Origin of the sequence: Streptomyces sp. NPDC005574, from assembly GCF_040605435.1 — a bacterium.
GTDB lineage: Bacteria > Actinomycetota > Actinomycetes > Streptomycetales > Streptomycetaceae > Streptomyces.
The window spans coordinates 117,966-133,921 of the sequence record NZ_JBEXCW010000012.1; the positions used below are offsets into that span (position 1 = coordinate 117,966).

The following is a 15,956-nucleotide window of genomic DNA, read 5'->3' on the forward strand; positions in this document are numbered from 1 at the left end:
GACGAAACAGGGTTCGGTCGGATGCGTCGCGCTTGCAGTCGTCGTAACCGACCAGAAACCAACGTGACCGAACACGGTGGCGCAATAACACTCGTATGTCCGTCATGCGTCAAGAGGTCATGCCTCCAGTTGTCGAAACGTAATCGACATCACCGTTCCGGTCCTGGCAAAGACAGAAGGCGCACGGCCGGGTGGCGGTGCGCCTTGCGCGTCGCTGACGTGCACGGAAGCGGTGAACGGAGAGTTTAACGGCACCTCCGGAGCGGCTCGAAAACCCGGCCTGCCGGGAGCGGCCCCGACCCGTCCGCCGGAGCCTCGCGGAGGCGGCCGTGGGCCGCCGGAAGGCGGTGCGGGGCGGTGCGCGACGAGGGGGGCGGCTCCGGCCCGCCGACGGGCGGCGGAGACGGCCCGGCCCCGGGAGGACCCGGAGATCCGACCATTGGGGGCGGTGGAGGCCCTCAGGCCCGCCGGAGACGGTGGGGGGCGTCCTGGCGGGCCCGAGGGTGAACGGGGCGGCGATCGGACCGCCTGAGGGCCGGGAAGGGGCTCTCCCCGGCCCTCCGGCGGGCCGCCGTCGGGGTGGTGCCGGCGTGCTGCGGGGCCGGCGTGGTACCGATTGGCGCCGACCTGGCGCCTACGCGGTGCCGGGTGGCGCCGACGCGGTGCCGGGTGGCGCCTACGCGGTGCCGGGTGGCGCCGACCTGGCGCCTACGCGGTGCCGGGTGGCGCCGACGCGGTGCCGGGTGGTGCTGGGTGGTGCTGGGTGGTGCTGGGTGGCGCCGGGTTACTTGAAGGCCGCGAACGCCTTGGAGAAGGCGTTCGTGTCCTGGACGACCGAGCTGCAGGTGGCGTCCGCGGAGTTCTTCGCGCCGCCCGGGCACTGCTTGTCCCGGGTCGCGGACCACATCGACAGCCAGCCGATCCCCTTGCTCTTCGCGAAGGTGACGAGCTGCGCGGCGTCGTCGACCTTGAAGGTCTCCGTGGCCACGTCGTTGACGCCGATCATGGGAGTGACGGCGACCGCCCGCCAGGCTGCGCTGTCGGACAGCCCCAGCACGCTCTTCACCTGGGCCTGCGTGGCGGTGGCGGCCTGCACGGCGTAGTCGCCCATGTCACCGCTGTACGCGGGGCCGTAGTCCATCGCCATGATGTTGACCGCGTCGATCTTCACGCCGTTCGCCTTGGCGTTGCTCAGCAGGCTCACCCCGTCCTGGGTGAGCCCCTCCGGCATCACCGGCAGGGTGAAGGACACGTCCAGGCCCGGGTGCTGCTGCTGGAGCTTGGCGACGGCCTGCGCCCGGCGGGTGTTCGCGGCCGCGTCGGGCAACGCGCCGCCCTCGACGTCGAAGTCGACCTTGGTGAGCTTGAAGGCGTCCACCGCCTTGCCGTACGCCGCCGCCAGTGCGTCCGCCGACGAACAGGTCGTCGCCAGTTCCGAGCCGGACGCGCCGCCGAAGGACACCCGCACGTCGCCGCCCTTGGCGCGCAGCGCCCCGATCTGCGCGGCCACACCGTCGCTCGCGAGGTCGGTGACGCCGCCCCACTTCGGGGTGCAGCCGCCGCCGTCGGTGACGAAGGCGAGGTTGTAGTTCTTCACCCCGGTGGCCTCGGCGTTCGCGAGCAGGTCGAAGGCCGGGTAGAGAGAGGTGTCGACGTACGGTGCGAAGCCGGCGGCGGCCGGGGTGCCGGTGCCGGTGGTCTGCGACGGGGACGCGGTGGGGGTGGCGGTCGGGCCGGTGGTCCGCGTGGGGGTCGGGGTGGCGGGCGCGGTGGGGGTCGCCGTCGGGGTGGCGGTCTTCGTCGGGCGGCCGCTCGGCTCGGGCGTGGCCCCGTCGTCGGCGGAGCACTTCACGCCGCCGATGAGACAGCCGGCCGGGTCCCCGGTGCCGTTGACGACGAAGCCGACGGTGACGGCCTCGCCGGCGGCCAGCCCGTCGGTGTCCCACTTGGGCGGCTTCACGGTGACGTGCTGCCCGCTGACACTCGACTCGCCGTTCCACAGGGAGCTGAGCTTCGCGCCGGCGGGCAGGTCGAACTCCAGGGTCCAGGTGCTCTCCGCCCCGCCGCTGTTGTTCGTGACGACGTACTGGCCGGTGTAGCCGGTCGACCAGTCGCTGGTCCTGGTGTAGGCGGCGCCGACGCCGGCGGCCTGCGCGGTACCGGTCAGCAGGAGCGCGCCGCCGCCCACCACGGCCGCGGCGACGACGCCGCCTATCGCCTTGTTCCTGCCACTGATCCTGCGCCGGTGCGTGCTCATCGGGTGCCTGCCTTCGCTGTTCACGGGGTCCCGGGCGGACGGGGACCGTCCGGGGGGTGGGGTGCGGGCAGCACGCTAGCGAGCGGAAACCGGGCAAAAGACCCGATCCGGGCGGCACCCGGGGATCTTAGGCTGCGCTTAAGGAAGGGATCGGGGACGGTTAAAGGTAGAGACCAATCTGCCGCGCCGGCGGCGCCGCACGCGGTGACCCCGCCGCTCCGGCTCCCGGCCGTCCAGCTGGATCCAGATCCGCACCTCGGTGCCGCCGAGCACCGAGGACCCGATCCGCACGTCCCCGCCGGTCGCCTCGGCGAGCCGGCGCACGATGTCGAGGCCGAGCCCGGTCGAGCCGTCGCTGCCGGAGCCCCGTCCGCGCGCCATGGCCGCCTCGGGGTCGCGGATACCGGGACCGGCGTCCGACACCAGGACGATCACCGCGTCCTCCCCGTTGTGCACGTCCACCGCGAAGGCCGTGCCCTCCGGGGTGTGCCGGAAGACGTTGCCGAGCAGCGCGTCGAGCCCGGCGGCCAGGTCGGCGCGGGCCACGGGGATGCGCACCGGCCGGTCCGCCCCGGCCACCCGCCACTTGCGTCCCTCGTCCTCGGCGAGCGCCGACCAGAAACCCATCCGCTCCCGGACCACCTCGGCCGCGTCGCAGCCGGCGCCCGGACCGGCGGCCGCGGTCTGCGGCTTGGCCTCCCGGGCCGTACGGATGATGGTGTCGACCTCGCGCTCCAGCTGCGCCACCGCCGACCGCGTCTGGTCGGCGGCCGGACCCTGCCCGAGCGAGGCCGCGTTCAGCCGCAGCACGGTCAGCGGGGTGCGCAGCCGGTGGGACAGATCCGCCGCCAGCTCCCTCTCGTTCGCCAGCAGTTGTACGACCTGGTCGGCCATGGAGTTGAACGCGACGGCCGCCAGCCGCAGTTCGGTCGGGCCCTCCTCGGGCACCCGGGCGCCCAGTTGCCCCTCCCCCAGTTCGTGCGCGCTCTCCACGAGCCGCTGCGCCGGCTGCACCATCCGTACGCCCAGCCGGTCGGCGACCGCGACCGAGCCGACGACGAGCGCGGCCCCGACGGCGGCGAGCACCGCCCAGGCCGTGCCGACGCCGTTGCTGACCTCCGCCTCGGGGACGTAGACCTCGACGACGGCGATCTCGCCGGAGCTCAGCGCGACCGGCTGGAGCAGCGTGGAACCGCCCGGGACCTCGCTGGTGGAGGCGCGGCCCAGTCGGCGCACGGTGGCGATGTCCTTGCCGGCTGCACGCCGCCGGCCGATGTCCACGGCGGCCGACGTGCCGCCCGCCGGTATGTGCACGGCCATCCCGGCGTCCGAGCCCGCCGAGGCCACGACCCGCTCCAGCTGGTCGCGGTCGGTGGTGATGGACAGTGCGGGGGCGACGGCGGCGGCCTGCCGCTCGGCGTTGGAGAACGCGCGGTCCCGGGCCATCTCCTTGATGACGAGCCCGAGCGGCACCGCGAAGGCGACCACGACCATCGTGGTGACCGCGAGGCAGACCTTGACCAGTGCCCATCTCATCGCGACGGCTCCGCCCCGGGCGGCTCCAGCTTCACGCCGACCCCGCGGAGGGTGTGCAGGTAGCGCGGCGCCGCGGCCGTCTCGCCCAGCTTCCGCCGCAGCCAGGAGAGATGGACGTCTATGGTCTGGTCGTCGCCGTAGGACTGCTGCCACACCTCGGCGAGCAGTTCCCTGCGCGGGACGACGACACCGGGGCGGCCGGCCAGGAAGGCGAGCAGGTCGAACTCGCGGCGGGTCAGGTCCAGTCGCGCGCCGTCCAGTTCGGCCTGGCGGCGCAGCGGGTCGACGCTCAGGCCGCCGACCCGGATCACGGTGGACGGCGCGGCCTCCCCGGCGGCGCGCGACCGCCGAAGGACCGCCGCCATCCGGGCCGACAGGTGCTCGACGGAGAACGGCTTGGTGAGGTAGTCGTCCGCTCCGGCGTTGAGCAGGCGGACGATCTCCGTCTCGTCGTCCCGCGCGGTGGCGATGATCACCGGGACGTCGGTGATCCCGCGCAGCATCTTCAGGGCCTCGGAGCCGTCGAGATCGGGCAGTCCGAGGTCCAGGATGACCACGTCGAAACGGAGCTGGGCGACCTCGCGCAGCGCCTCCAGCGCCGTACCGACGCTGCGCACGGTGTGTGCGGCGTCGGTCAGGTGCCGGATGAGCGCCGAGCGCACGAACTGGTCGTCCTCGACCACGAGCACACTTGCCATGCGCCGCACCGTACGCCATGCGCGGGGGCCCGGCCGGGGCCTGTGGACAACTCCGCATCCGTGGACAACCGGTGGGCACCCGTGGTGCGGGTGAGGCAGTATGGCCGCGATGCGCAGAGGACTCGTACACGTACTGGCTTGGTCGCTCGCCACGGGCGCGGCGGTCACGCTGTCGTGGTGGGGCGTCCACACGGTCATGGCGGGCACGGCCTACGACCCGCCGCGCGCCCTGCCGATCGCGGCGGCCGACGCCACCACCCAGGAGTCGAGACCGCTGGCCTCCTCCACCGACCGGCCCGCTCCGTCGCGGAGTTCCGCGAAGGACGCGTCGAAGAGCCCGTCGCACCGGCCCGGCAGGACCGCCGCGCAGTCCACCCCGACGCCGGGCGGCTCCGCGAGCACCGGCGCCCCCGCCGGCTCCGCGACGGCGTCGGGCCGGGTCAAGGGCTACGACACCGACGGTGGGCGCGCGGTCTTCGACCTCGGCGAGACGTCCGCGACCCTGGTGTCGGCCACGCCGGGCGCGGGCTGGTCGATGCAGGTGTGGAAGACGGAGTCGTGGATCAGGGTGGAGTTCGCCTCGGGCGCGGACCGGGTGTCGGTGTTCTGCACCTGGCACGACGGGCCGCCGCGAGTGGAGATCGGCACCTACTGAGCAACCCGGCCGGAGCCCGCGGGGCCGCCGGTGGCCGCCGTCACCTGAACACGGACGGCGGCGGGGCCGGGGAGGCCACCGCCGCCGCGTCCGTGACCGCCACCGCCCCGCCGGTGAAGTCCCGCAGCGCGGAGCCGTGTTCGACCCGGGCGGGGTGGGGGTCGGAGGCGGCCCGGCGGGTGAGTTCGGCGACCGGCAGCGGCTGGTCGCAGGCGACCAGGACGGCGTTGCCGAAGCGCTTGCCGCGCAGCACGGTCGGGTCGGCGACCAGGGCGAGTTCGGCGAACCGGGCGGCCGCGGTGGCGACCTGGCCGCGCAGGTGCGCCAGCGGCGGCCCGTCGGCGAGGTTCGCGGCGTAGCTTCCACCGGGCTTCAGGGCACGGCGGACCTCGTCGAGGAACTCCGTGGAGGTCAGGTGGGCCGGGGTGCGGGTGCCGCTGAACACGTCGGCGATGACGAGGTCGGCCCATCCGTCGGGCACCTTGGCGAGTCCCTCACGGGCGTCGGCGGACCGCACCCTGATCCGCGCGTTCGGGTCCAACGGCAGCTCCCGGCGCACCAGTTGCACCAGGGGCGCGTCCCGCTCGACGACCTGCTGGGTGGAGCGGGGGCGGGTGGCGGCGACATAACGGGCCAGGGTGAGCGCGCCGCCGCCGAGATGCACGGCGTGCACCGGCTTTCCGGGCGGCGCGACGAGGTCGATGACGTGCCCGAGGCGGCGCTGGTACTCGAAGGAGAGGTACGCCGGGTCGGCCAGGTCCACGTGGGACTGCGGTGCCCCGTCGATCAGCAGCGTCCAGGCCCGCGCCCGGTCGCGGTCGGGTATGAGCTCGGCGAGCCCGCCGTCGACGGCCTCGACGACGGCTTCGGCGGCCCCACCTCCGCGCCGGGGGTTCCTGGACTTTCCCATGGGGCCATTATCAGGGGGCGGGCGGAGGTCGGCCCAGCGGGCTCGGGCGGGGTCACCGACAGTTGTCCGCCGCCGCGATCAGCCGCGCGGCCTCGCCGAGCGCCGCGCGCAGCACCGCCGGATCGGTCGCGAGGTCCGCCTCACCGGGCGGCAGCAGCCAGGCCGAGCCCTCGACGGGGGGCCGGGGGTTGAGGCTGAGCCCGCGCCCGTCGGTCTCGGTGCAGGTGCTGCCCGGCACGTCCCAGGCGGCCGCGGTGCCCGGCGGCACCAGGAAGCCCAGCGTGTCGCATCCGCCGTCGTGCAGGACGGGCCCCACCGCGTCGCCCGCCCCGCGCCGCAGGATGTCGACCGCCTCCAGCCCCTGGCGCGTCGGCACGGTGACGAGATCGCACGCGGCGGCCGCACCCGAGGGCGCGGCGGGCCACGGACGGGAATCGAAGTTCTGACGGGTCTCCATCCCGGTCTCCACCACGCAACCCCTCCTCGGACGAGCGGACCGCGAGTCGGGTGGCTCCCGGCCCACCGGGTTCAACGCGTCGGCGCGTCAACGGCTACGGCGGAAGTCCGCCGCAAAGGATGGCAGTTCATGGCGGATCGTGGATGAGATATCCCTTTTGTAGCTAAACCCTGCGTGGCGGGTCCGGCACAGCGGGTACGTTTTGCGCGCCGGACATCGGGAGACACACGGACAACTCGCCCGGGATCCGGCATGGTTCGACGGTTCGCACGAGAGGACCCGGCCATGACGTCGTCCATGGTGACCTCGTCCCACTCCCCCATCCCACCGCGGCCGAACCTCGTCTTCCGGCAGTTGCGCGGCCAGCGCTCCCCGGGCGAGTTCGCCGCGGCGGTACGACGGGCCGCCCGCGAGATCGGCGAGGGGGTCAGTTGCGACGCGCGCTACGTCGGCCGCGTCGAGGCCGGCGAGATCCGCTGCCCCAACTACGCGTACGAACGGGTGTTCCTGCACATGTTTCCCGGCCGCACGCTCGCCGACCTGGGCTTCGCCCCCCGCTCGTCCGTCCGCGGGCGCCGGGGACGCGCCGCCGAGGGCCCGCCCGCCGCGCCCGCGGCACCCCCGGCGTCCGTCACCGATGAGACGCGGGGGGCCCGTGAGCCGTATGAGACGGGGAACCCGCCGGCCCCCCGGGGCGCGCGGGACCCGCAGGACCCGTACCAGCCCTACGACCCGTACCAGATCCACGAGCGTCACGAGATCCACGAGGAGAGCGACGTGCTGCGTCGCGCATTCATGACCGGCGGGGGCGCCACGGTGGCCGCCGCCTCACTGGGCCCCCTCGGGCCCGCCCACGAGGCCGCCGCCGCGGGACGCCCCCTCCGCCGGGTCGGGGCGAGCGAGACCCAAGCCCTCGAGGAAGCCGTCCGCCGGATCCGGCTGCTCGACGACCGGCACGGCGCGGACGGCCTCTACCGGCGCGCGGCGGCCCCGCTGCGCGCCGCGTACGCGCTGCTCGACGCGGGCGCCACCCGGCAGTCGACCGCCGACCGGCTCCACTCCGGCGCCGGTGAACTCGCCATCTCGGTGGGCTGGCTGGCCCACGACTCGGGCCGGTTCGACGACGCCCGCTCGCACTACGCGGAGGCGCTCGCGACCGCCCGGATGACCGACGACGACGCCCTGGAGGCGCACGCCTTCTGCAACACGGCGTTCCTCGCCCGCGACGCGGGCCGGCCGCGGGAGGCGGTGCGCGCGGCCCAGGCCGCCCAGCGCGTCGCCCGCTCGCTGGGCTCCCCGCGTCTGATGTCGCTGCTCGCGCTGCGGGAGGCGGGAGGCTGGGCCGGGCTCGCCGACCGCGCCGGCTGCGAGCAGGCCCTCGCCCGCGCGCAGGCGTACTTCGAGCGGGGCTCCTCGGAGGCCGACCCCGAGTGGATGAGCTTCTTCGGCGAGGCCGAACTGGAGGCACTGGAGGCCCAGTGCTGGTCGACCCTCGGCGACTGGCAGCGAGCGGCCCGGCACGCGCGCCGCGCGGCCCATCTCCAGGACCCGCACTTCACCCGCAACATCGCGCTGTACACCGCGGAACTGGCGGACGACCTGGCCCGGGGCGGCCGCCCCGACGAGTCCGCGGCGGCGGGCATGCGCGTCCTGGACCTGCTGGGCGAGGTGCAGTCCTCCCGCATCCAGGCGATGCTGGCGGGCACCGCACGCGTCCTGCGCCCGCACCGCCGGGCATCGGGGGTGTCAGGTTTCCTGGAACGCCACGCGTCATCCCCACGCACGGCGTGAAACGGGGCCGGGGCTCTCACGAGGGTCGGACCACCCGGCGGGCGGGCTACCCGGGCAAGCGGGCCACCCGGTCGCGCCCCCGCGACCGGCCCGCGACCGGCGGGCCGACCGGCAGAGCACGTCGTCCCCACGCGTGGCGTCACCGCGGACGGCGGAGATTCGGTGACCGGCCGGTCACCCCGGCGGGCGCGCCCCCTCGCCCCCGCCCGACCGACGCGCGTGCTACCCCGCCAGGTGCCCCAGGTCGTTCCAGCTTTCGATCGCCGGTTCGCCGTAGGCCCAGCCCAGGACGGACAGGGACGTCGGGTTGAGTCGGATGCGTGCGGCGAAGTCGATCGGCAGGCCCAGCCAGCGGGCGCCGATGGACCGGAGTATGTGGCCGTGGGCGAACACCAGCACGTCCCGGTCGGCCTCCCGCGCCCACGCGACCACCTCGTCGGCCCGCGCGGTCACCTCGGCGAGCGACTCGCCCCGCGGGACGCCGTCCCGCCAGATCAGCCAGCCGGGACGGACATCCTGGATGTCCGCGGGGGTCATGCCCTCGTACGCGCCGTAGTCCCACTCCATCAGCGTGTCCCACGGGCGCGCGCGCTCACCGAACCCGGCGAGTTCGCAGGTCTCCCGCGCGCGTGCCAGCGGGCTGGTACGCACCTCGGCGCCGGCCAGGCCCTCGAACGGCGCCCGGTGCAGCCGCTCGCCGAGCAGCTTGGCACCCTGGCGTCCCTCCTCCAGAAGGGGCACGTCGGTCCTGCCGGTGTGCTTGCCGGACAGCGACCACTGCGTCTGTCCGTGCCGGGCCAGCAGGATGCGCGGTGCCATGCGAGAGGGACCTTTCGAGGAAGGACAGACGGGACGCCTCCATCATCGCGCACCCTTGGCCGGGGCAACCCGGCGGCCGATCCCTGCGTCTTCGAGGGCCGGGGCACCCGTGGGGAATCACACGGGGGTGCCCCGTCAGGGGCGGGCACATGCGCCGTAAAGTGGCACGGCCGGACTACCGGAGGCCGCAGGGACGAAGGGGGAGGGCGATCGGATGCCGCAGACCGAGACACCGGGCATCGAGGCAGGCCCACGACCCCCCCTGCGCTGGTGGACCGAACTGCCGCTGATCGTCCTCGTCTACGCCTGCTACTCGGCCGGCCGGCTCCTCGCGCGCGGGGACGTGACCAGTGCCGTCGACCACGGGCTGACCATCCTGCGGGTCGAGAAGGTCCTGCACCTCAACGCCGAGCACCCGCTCAACCGCCTGTTCACGCGGGAGAGCTGGCTCGGCGTGCCGGCCGACTTCTGGTACGCCTCGCTGCACTACCTCGTCACGCCCGCGATCCTGGTCTGGCTGTTCCGCTCGCGTGCCGCGCACTACCGCACGGCCCGCACCTGGCTGATGACGTCGACGTTCATCGGCCTGATCGGCTTCACGCTGCTGCCGACCTGCCCGCCGCGTCTGCTCTCCGCGGGCCACGGGTTCGTCGACACGATGGCCCAGTACAGCTCGTACGGCTGGTGGGGCGGCGAGGCCAGCGCGCCGCGCGGCATGGGCGGCATGACGAACCAGTACGCGGCCATGCCCAGCCTGCACGTGGGCTGGGCCCTGTGGTGCGGGGTCATGCTGTGGCGCTACGGCGGGACACGTACCACGAAGGTCCTGGGCGTCGCCTACCCGCTGCTGACCACGGTCGTGGTGATGGGCACCGCGAACCACTACTTCCTCGACGCGGTCGCGGGCGCGGCGGCCATGGGGGTCGGCCTGCTGCTCGCGCCGTACGTGCTGCGGGGCGCCGCCCGGGTCAGGACGCGGTTCGAGACCGGCGGCTCACTGGTCGCGGCGAGCTCACACGACACGGTGGCCCCGATTGTCAGTGCCGGATGCCAGACTTCCGCGAGTGAGCGAATTCCACGGCAGCGCGAGTCACGGATCGGTTCCGGAGCCGAGCCGGGTCCCTCTCCCACGGACGCGGGGGACGAGGCTCCGGCAGCGGCTCGCTGACCTGCGCGGTCCCGACGTACCGGCCAAGGCGCTGGACGCCCGCGCCCTCGCGGCCCTGGCGGCGAACCCGGGCTGCAACCGGCGCGCCATCCTCGACGGCGCCGGGGTCGACAAGGCGGATCTGGCCAGCGCGCTCGGTTCGCCGTCCGCCTTCGGACAGTCGCAGTTCGCCCTCACCCGGGGCAACGCCTTCGAGGCACGGGTCAAGGCGGACGGCGGCGCCGAGCTGCTGCGGCTGGTGCACGAGCGGCTCGACCCGGGCGCGCCGCCCCCGGTGGAGGCGGAGGTGCCCGACCTCGCCGCGATCGGCCCCGAGGGCCGCAGCGCGCGTACGGCGCTGGCGCTGCGCGAGGCGACCCGGTCCGGCGGCTGGACCCTGCTCGACCACCCGATGCTCGCCCTCGACGTGGCCGGCTCCCCCGCCTTCCTCGAACCGGACGCGGTGGTGGTGCACCCGGACGGCAGCTGGACGGTCGTGGAGATCAAGTCCTTCCCGATGCTGGACGGGTCGGCGGACCCCTCGAAGGTCGGCGCGGCCGCCCGGCAGGCCGCGGTGTACGTGCTCGCGCTGGAGGAGGCCGCCGCCCGCCTCGGCGCGGCACCGGCCGGACCCGCCGGCGGCGAGGAGGCGGGGGAAGGCGTCGCCCCGCGCGTGCGCCATCGCGTCCTGCTGGTCTGCCCCAAGGACTTCTCCAACCTGGCCACCGCGTCCGCCGTCGACGTGCGCAAGCAGCGCGCGGTCACCGGCCGGCAGCTGGCCCGCCTCACCCGCATCCAGGACATCGCCGACCTGCTCCCCGAGGGCACCTGCTTCGCCCCCGGCCTGCCCGCCGCCGAACTGACCGCGGCCGTCGAGTCGGTCCCGGCCACCTACGCGCCCGAGTGCCTGTCCGCGTGCGAGCTCGCCTTCCACTGCCGCGAGCGCTCCCGCGCGGCCGGCGCGGTCACCACGCTCGGCCGTCCGGTCCGCGCGGAACTGGGCGGCCTGACCACCGTCGAGGACGTCCTGGCGGCGGCCCGCGGCGAGGCGGGCGACCCGGACGATCCGGCGGTGGCCGCCCTGCGCCGGGCGGCCAGGCTCCGGGCGGAGGCCCTCGGCGGGCCACAGCCCCTCGCGGACTGCGGAGTCGGCGGTCACCGCGCGCGTGCGGACCAGTCGGCCGTGCTCGGCAAGGAGGCCGCCGGATGTCGCTGATCTCCACCCTGGCCCGTCTCGAGGCCGTCAGCACGGGCCGCGCCCAGCCCGCCGCCACCGTCCGGCACCGCCGTCTGTCCGACCGGCCCCTGGTCCTCGTGCCGCTCATCACCGCCGGTGAGGCGGGCGCCCCGCTGGGCGCGCTGGTCGGCACCGACCGGGACGCGCCGCACCTGCTGGTCGTACCGCAGCCGCGCGACCGCGACCTGCGGTTCGCGTTCCTGGCCGAGCTGGCCGACGTCGTCCTGCCCCATGTCGACGCCTACGCCGGTGTCGTCGAGGCCGCCGAGCGCAGCGAGACGGATCCGGAGACCGGCAAGAGGGTCAAGGTCGAGGTCGAACTCTGCGCGGACGCACCCCAGTTGATTCTTCCGAGCCGCGCGGGCATCGAGCTGGTCCGCCTGCTCGGACGCTCCACGCGCTTCCGGCGTACGGCGGACGAGGACCCGGAGGCGCCGCATCCCGCGCCGCCCCGCGTGCCGTTGCTGGGCCGGTGGCTGACCCACTTCGGGGAGCGGGCCCGGGTGCCCGGCTCTTCGCTGCTCGTGGCCATGACGGACCTGCTGTCGCGGCACTGGGCGACGGGCCAGTCCACGCTGGAGGACCAGCACCTGGGCGCGCTGCTCGCCTGGATCGACCCGCCGGAGGGACGGTCGGGCGCGGAGGCCGCCCGCGAGGCCGAGCTGGCCCGGGACGCGCGGGGCCAGTTGCTGTGCCCGCCCGCGGGGCCCGCCACCGACCCGGCGTTCGACAACAGGCTGCTCGCCCCCGCCATCGAGCGCTACGACCGTGCCCGCACCGCGCTGGCCGCCGCCGAGGACGGTCTGGAGGCGGACGACCGGTTCGGCGCGCTGACCGCCGCCGAGCGCGCGATCCGCGACCTGGTCGAAAGCCGTACCCGGCCCACCTGGGACGCGGTCTGGCACGGCCTCGACCTGCTGCGGGAGCTGCCGCAGGGGGCGCACGTCGAGGAGCGGTGGACGCGCGACCGCTGGTCGTTCACCGGCCACCGCGACCGGGTCGTCGCCGGGGAGCCGCCGCAGCCGCGCCGCGACGACGCGGTCACCGCGGCGAACAAGCTGGCCACGCGCGAGCGCGAGCAGGCCCGACTGGAGGCCCAGGAGGCGCTGGACGATCCGCTGGTGATGGCCGGGCGGCGGCTGGCCGGGGAGGCGTTCGCGGGGGAGGTCACCGATGTCGTCATGGCGTACAGCGAGAGCAAGCGGCCCAGCCCGCGCCCGCTGGTGACCGTGCGCACGCAGGACCGGCCGCACCTCGCCGAGCGCGCCAAGGTGTTCCGCTCGCTGGGCGGCAAGCCGCAGGCGGCCGAGTTCGTCGGCCTGGAGCCCGCGGAGGGCACCGGGGAAGGACCCGGCGGTCCCGGGGAGCGGGCCGACGACACGGTCCTCCTGGTGCTGCGGATCGTCGACAAGATGGGCCGCGGCAAGGAGCCCGAGACGGGGTCGGTGCCCGAGAAGGGCGACCCGGTCTGCTTCACGCTCTTCGAGCACGAGCAGCGCGGCGGGGCGAAGCTGCCCGACCCGGAGCAGACCCCGTGGACGCACGGCGGCCCGCCGGGCGAGGCCGCGGCCGTACCGGAACCCGCCGACCCGCCGACCCCGGAGGACGTCCTGTGACCGCCCGGACCGCTTTCGATCCCGGGACGGAGGCCGGCCGGGCCACCGACGCGATCCTCCGCGACACCCTGCACGGCGCCCACCGGGGCGTGGTGGTGGACTCCCCGCCGGGCGCCGGGAAGTCCACGCTCGTGGTGCGCGCCGCTCTGGAACTCGCCGAGGCGGGGCGCCCGTTGATGGTCGTCGCCCAGACCAACGCCCAGGTCGACGACCTGGTCGTCCGCCTCGCCGAGAAGAGTCCCGACCTGCCGGTGGGCCGCCTGCACAGCAGCGACGCCGACGCCTACGACAAGGTGCTCGACACGCTGCCCGCGGTCCGTGCCTCGGCCAAGGCGGCCGACCTCGCCGGGCTCCCGGTTGTCGTCTCCACGGCCGCGAAGTGGGCGCACGTCAAGGTCGACGAGCCGTGGCGGCACGCGATCGTCGACGAGGCGTACCAGATGCGCTCGGACGCCCTGCTCGCCGTCGCCGGTCTGTTCGAACACGCCCTGTTCGTGGGCGACCCGGGCCAGCTGGACCCGTTCTCGATCGTCGGCGCCGAGCAGTGGGCGGGCCTGTCGTACGACCCCTCGGCCTCCGCCGTGACCACCCTGCTGGCGCACAACCCCGAGCTGCCGCAGCACCGGCTGCCGGTGTCCTGGCGCCTGCCCGCGTCGGCGGCGCCCCTGGTCTCGGACGCCTTCTACCCGTACACGCCGTTCCGCAGCGGCACCTCCCACGACGACCGGCGGCTCGCCTTCGCCGTCCCCTCGGACGGCTCCGGCCCCGACCGCGTGATCGACGAGGCCGCCGAGGCGGGCTGGGGCCTGCTGGAACTGCCCGCGCGGCACACCCCGCGGACCGACCCGGAGGCGGTCCGGGCGGTGGCGACGGTCGTACGGCGCCTGCTGGAGAGGGGTGGCGCGGCCACCTCGGAACGCTCCACCGACCCCGCTCCCCTGACCGCAGGCCGGATCGCGGTCGGCACCGCGCACCGGGACCAGGCCGCGGCGGTCCGGGCGGCCCTGGCCGAACTCGGTGTCGCCGACGTCACCGTGGACACCGCCAACCGCCTCCAGGGCCGCGAGTACGACGTCACGGTCGTCCTGCATCCCCTCTCCGGCCGCCCCGACGCCACCGCCTTCCACCTGGAGACGGGCCGGCTGTGTGTCCTGGCCTCCCGCCACCGGCACGCGTGCATCGTGGTGTGCCGGGCCGGGGTGAGCGAGCTGCTGGACGACTATCCGTCGACCGAGCCGGTGCAGCTGGGCACGGTCGTGAAGTTCCCGGACGGCTGGGAGGCCAACCACTCCGTGCTGGCCAGGCTGGCGGAGCACCGGGTGGTGTGGCGGCCCTGACCCCGGCCGGGGAACAATTCCGGGGGCCCGCGGGCTTGAGAGTGCCGGAGCGTCCCGGGTGCCCTTGCGCGGACGCGGGACAATGGACGGTGGTCCGCTCCGCAGACGGGCCACCGGCAACACACGAGGAGGAGAAGACATGGCGGAGCCCACGCCGCGTCGGAACGAACCGCGGCTACGCCCCGCGCCCCTGCTCTTCGAGCCCACCCAGGTGGCCGACGACCCGGAGCACTTCTTCGACCTGGAGTCGATCGACGACCCGCGGGCGCTGCTGACCCGGGCGACGGAGCTGACACACGCCTTCCGCGCGGCGACCGACCGCGCGGTCGAGTTCCAGGCGATCGCCGCGGCGCAGCTGGCGGACCCCCGCCGTTTCGACCGGCTGACCCCGGCGGACATCGCCGAGCGGGCCGAGTGGACCGAGGACTACGCGAAGCGGATGGTCGAGTTCGGCCGGGATCTGCTGAGCGGCGCCGTCGAGGGCACGGGGCACGTCGACCCCGTGTGAGCCCAGGACTGCGGGCGCCGCACCCGTACCGGGATAACCCCCGTGCCGCACAAGCCCGTACCCGCACCGGGAAAGCCCGCAGCGGGTTTGCCCCTACCGGGCCGCCGGGAGTCCGACCCCTCGGGCAATCCCCATATGGCATATGCCAGGCGGGCAAGATACTCCCTTCCACCCTCCCCTGTCCCGGTTTCCCGCAACCCTCGGGAACCGTGTGCTCACTGCCGGTAGATGTTGTCGGCATGAGCCGCACACGCGTCGAGTCGTTCGCCGACCGCTCCGACACCTCGGGGGTCACCCCGGACGGTGCCGCCTGGCTCGCGTCGGCGGGAACCCATCCCCGCAGCACGCTGTCGCTGTGGGCGGAACGGCCGGAGGCGCCGGTCGTGCTCCCCTGCGGCGCGGTCTTCGACGTGGTCAGCGCGCCCGTGGTGTTCGGGCGCCGCATGGTCGACCGGCTGTGGGGCGAGGGCCCGGGGTCGGGGCCGGTCGCGGTGGACCGGGGGCGGATGCTGCTGTTCGCCGCGCCGGGCACGGCGCAGCGGCTGCCGTCCCTGATGCGCTGGGAGGAGTGGGGCACCCCGGACGGTGAGTCCGCCCGCACGGGCGCGATCCCGGCCCTGCTGTGCCACGGCACCGGCGACGCGGTGACCGTGCCGCCGCCCCTGGTCGCCACCGGCTCCCGGACCCGGCTCGACGGCCGCTGGCTGGTGGCCCCGGACACGTGTCGTCCCTGGCTGCCGGGCCCGGAGATCCTGCTGTGGGCGGCCGTCGGGGCGGCCCGCGCGGCGGTGCGGATTTCGATTTTTCCTCCCGCCGATCAGGATGCTAAGGTCTACGACGTCAGCAGGCGCCGCTAGCTCAGTTGGTTAGAGCAGCTGACTCTTAATCAGCGGGTCCGGGGTTCGAGTCCCTGGCGGCGCACATGACGAAGGCGGGGACGGTTCGCGGTAACGCGAACCGTCCCCGCCTTCCGCGTTGTCGCGCGGTC

General features: G+C 74.7%; 14 protein-coding genes and 1 tRNA gene. 9 read left to right on the top strand and 6 right to left on the bottom strand.

The window, feature by feature from the left end:
• Positions 1 to 784: 784 nt before the first annotated feature.
• From ABZT03_RS11490 to ABZT03_RS11500, 3 genes are all read right to left on the bottom strand, one after another.
• Positions 785 to 2,257 carry a cellulose binding domain-containing protein gene (locus ABZT03_RS11490; RefSeq protein ID WP_356036891.1) on the bottom strand — a complete coding sequence of 491 codons (1,473 nt, stop codon included), beginning with the start codon at positions 2,255 to 2,257 and terminating at the stop codon, positions 785 to 787.
• Positions 2,258 to 2,395: 138 nt separating this feature from the next.
• Positions 2,396 to 3,793, bottom strand: coding sequence for a HAMP domain-containing sensor histidine kinase (locus tag ABZT03_RS11495; protein ID WP_356036893.1), 1,398 nt, complete (start codon positions 3,791 to 3,793; stop codon positions 2,396 to 2,398).
• On the bottom strand, positions 3,790 to 4,491 hold the full coding sequence (locus ABZT03_RS11500) for a response regulator transcription factor (RefSeq protein WP_356036895.1): 702 nt from the start codon (positions 4,489 to 4,491) through the stop codon (positions 3,790 to 3,792). Before ABZT03_RS11500 ends, ABZT03_RS11495 begins: the two co-directional genes overlap by 4 nt.
• A 109-nt stretch (positions 4,492 to 4,600) precedes the next feature.
• On the opposite strand from ABZT03_RS11500, the gene ABZT03_RS11505 reads away from it, so the two are divergent.
• The gene (locus ABZT03_RS11505; RefSeq protein WP_356036897.1) at positions 4,601 to 5,146 is read left to right on the top strand and encodes a hypothetical protein; all 546 of its coding nucleotides are present in this window, start codon (positions 4,601 to 4,603) and stop codon (positions 5,144 to 5,146) included.
• Positions 5,147 to 5,186: 40 nt separating this feature from the next.
• Here ABZT03_RS11505 and ABZT03_RS11510 read toward each other — a convergent pair whose 3' ends face one another.
• Both ABZT03_RS11510 and ABZT03_RS11515 read right to left on the bottom strand, forming a co-directional pair.
• Entirely contained in the window at positions 5,187 to 6,056 is an 870-nt protein-coding gene (locus ABZT03_RS11510) for a fused MFS/spermidine synthase (protein ID WP_356036899.1), read from the bottom strand.
• Between the two features lie 52 nt (positions 6,057 to 6,108).
• Entirely contained in the window at positions 6,109 to 6,528 is a 420-nt protein-coding gene (locus ABZT03_RS11515) for a hypothetical protein (protein ID WP_356036901.1), read from the bottom strand.
• A 270-nt stretch (positions 6,529 to 6,798) separates the two neighbouring features.
• Here ABZT03_RS11515 and ABZT03_RS11520 point away from each other — a divergent pair, with 270 nt between their 5' ends.
• The gene (locus ABZT03_RS11520; RefSeq protein WP_356036903.1) at positions 6,799 to 8,304 is read left to right on the top strand and encodes a tetratricopeptide repeat protein; all 1,506 of its coding nucleotides are present in this window, start codon (positions 6,799 to 6,801) and stop codon (positions 8,302 to 8,304) included.
• Positions 8,305 to 8,526: 222 nt separating this feature from the next.
• Here ABZT03_RS11520 and ABZT03_RS11525 read toward each other — a convergent pair whose 3' ends face one another.
• Complete coding sequence (locus ABZT03_RS11525) at positions 8,527 to 9,123, bottom strand: histidine phosphatase family protein (RefSeq protein WP_356036907.1); 597 nt, start codon at positions 9,121 to 9,123, stop codon at positions 8,527 to 8,529.
• Positions 9,124 to 9,337: 214 nt separating this feature from the next.
• Here ABZT03_RS11525 and ABZT03_RS11530 point away from each other — a divergent pair, with 214 nt between their 5' ends.
• From ABZT03_RS11530 to ABZT03_RS11560, 7 genes are all read left to right on the top strand, one after another.
• The gene (locus ABZT03_RS11530; protein ID WP_356036909.1) at positions 9,338 to 10,291 is read left to right on the top strand and encodes a phosphatase PAP2 family protein; all 954 of its coding nucleotides are present in this window, start codon (positions 9,338 to 9,340) and stop codon (positions 10,289 to 10,291) included.
• The gene (locus ABZT03_RS11535) at positions 10,188 to 11,486 is read left to right on the top strand and encodes a hypothetical protein (RefSeq protein WP_356036912.1); all 1,299 of its coding nucleotides are present in this window, start codon (positions 10,188 to 10,190) and stop codon (positions 11,484 to 11,486) included. The genes ABZT03_RS11530 and ABZT03_RS11535 overlap by 104 nt, the downstream gene beginning before the upstream one ends.
• Positions 11,477 to 13,123, top strand: coding sequence for a hypothetical protein (locus ABZT03_RS11540; RefSeq protein WP_356036915.1), 1,647 nt, complete (start codon positions 11,477 to 11,479; stop codon positions 13,121 to 13,123). Before ABZT03_RS11535 ends, ABZT03_RS11540 begins: the two co-directional genes overlap by 10 nt.
• The gene (locus ABZT03_RS11545; RefSeq protein WP_356036918.1) at positions 13,120 to 14,460 is read left to right on the top strand and encodes an AAA domain-containing protein; all 1,341 of its coding nucleotides are present in this window, start codon (positions 13,120 to 13,122) and stop codon (positions 14,458 to 14,460) included. Before ABZT03_RS11540 ends, ABZT03_RS11545 begins: the two co-directional genes overlap by 4 nt.
• A gap of 139 nt (positions 14,461 to 14,599) precedes the next feature.
• Positions 14,600 to 14,968 carry a hypothetical protein gene (locus ABZT03_RS11550; RefSeq protein ID WP_356036921.1) on the top strand — a complete coding sequence of 123 codons (369 nt, stop codon included), beginning with the start codon at positions 14,600 to 14,602 and terminating at the stop codon, positions 14,966 to 14,968.
• Positions 14,969 to 15,207: 239 nt separating this feature from the next.
• On the top strand, positions 15,208 to 15,825 hold the full coding sequence (locus ABZT03_RS11555; protein ID WP_356036924.1) for a bifunctional DNA primase/polymerase: 618 nt from the start codon (positions 15,208 to 15,210) through the stop codon (positions 15,823 to 15,825).
• Positions 15,816 to 15,889 (top strand) — tRNA-Lys (locus ABZT03_RS11560). The genes ABZT03_RS11555 and ABZT03_RS11560 overlap by 10 nt, the downstream gene beginning before the upstream one ends.
• The last annotated feature ends 67 nt before the right edge of the window (positions 15,890 to 15,956 follow it).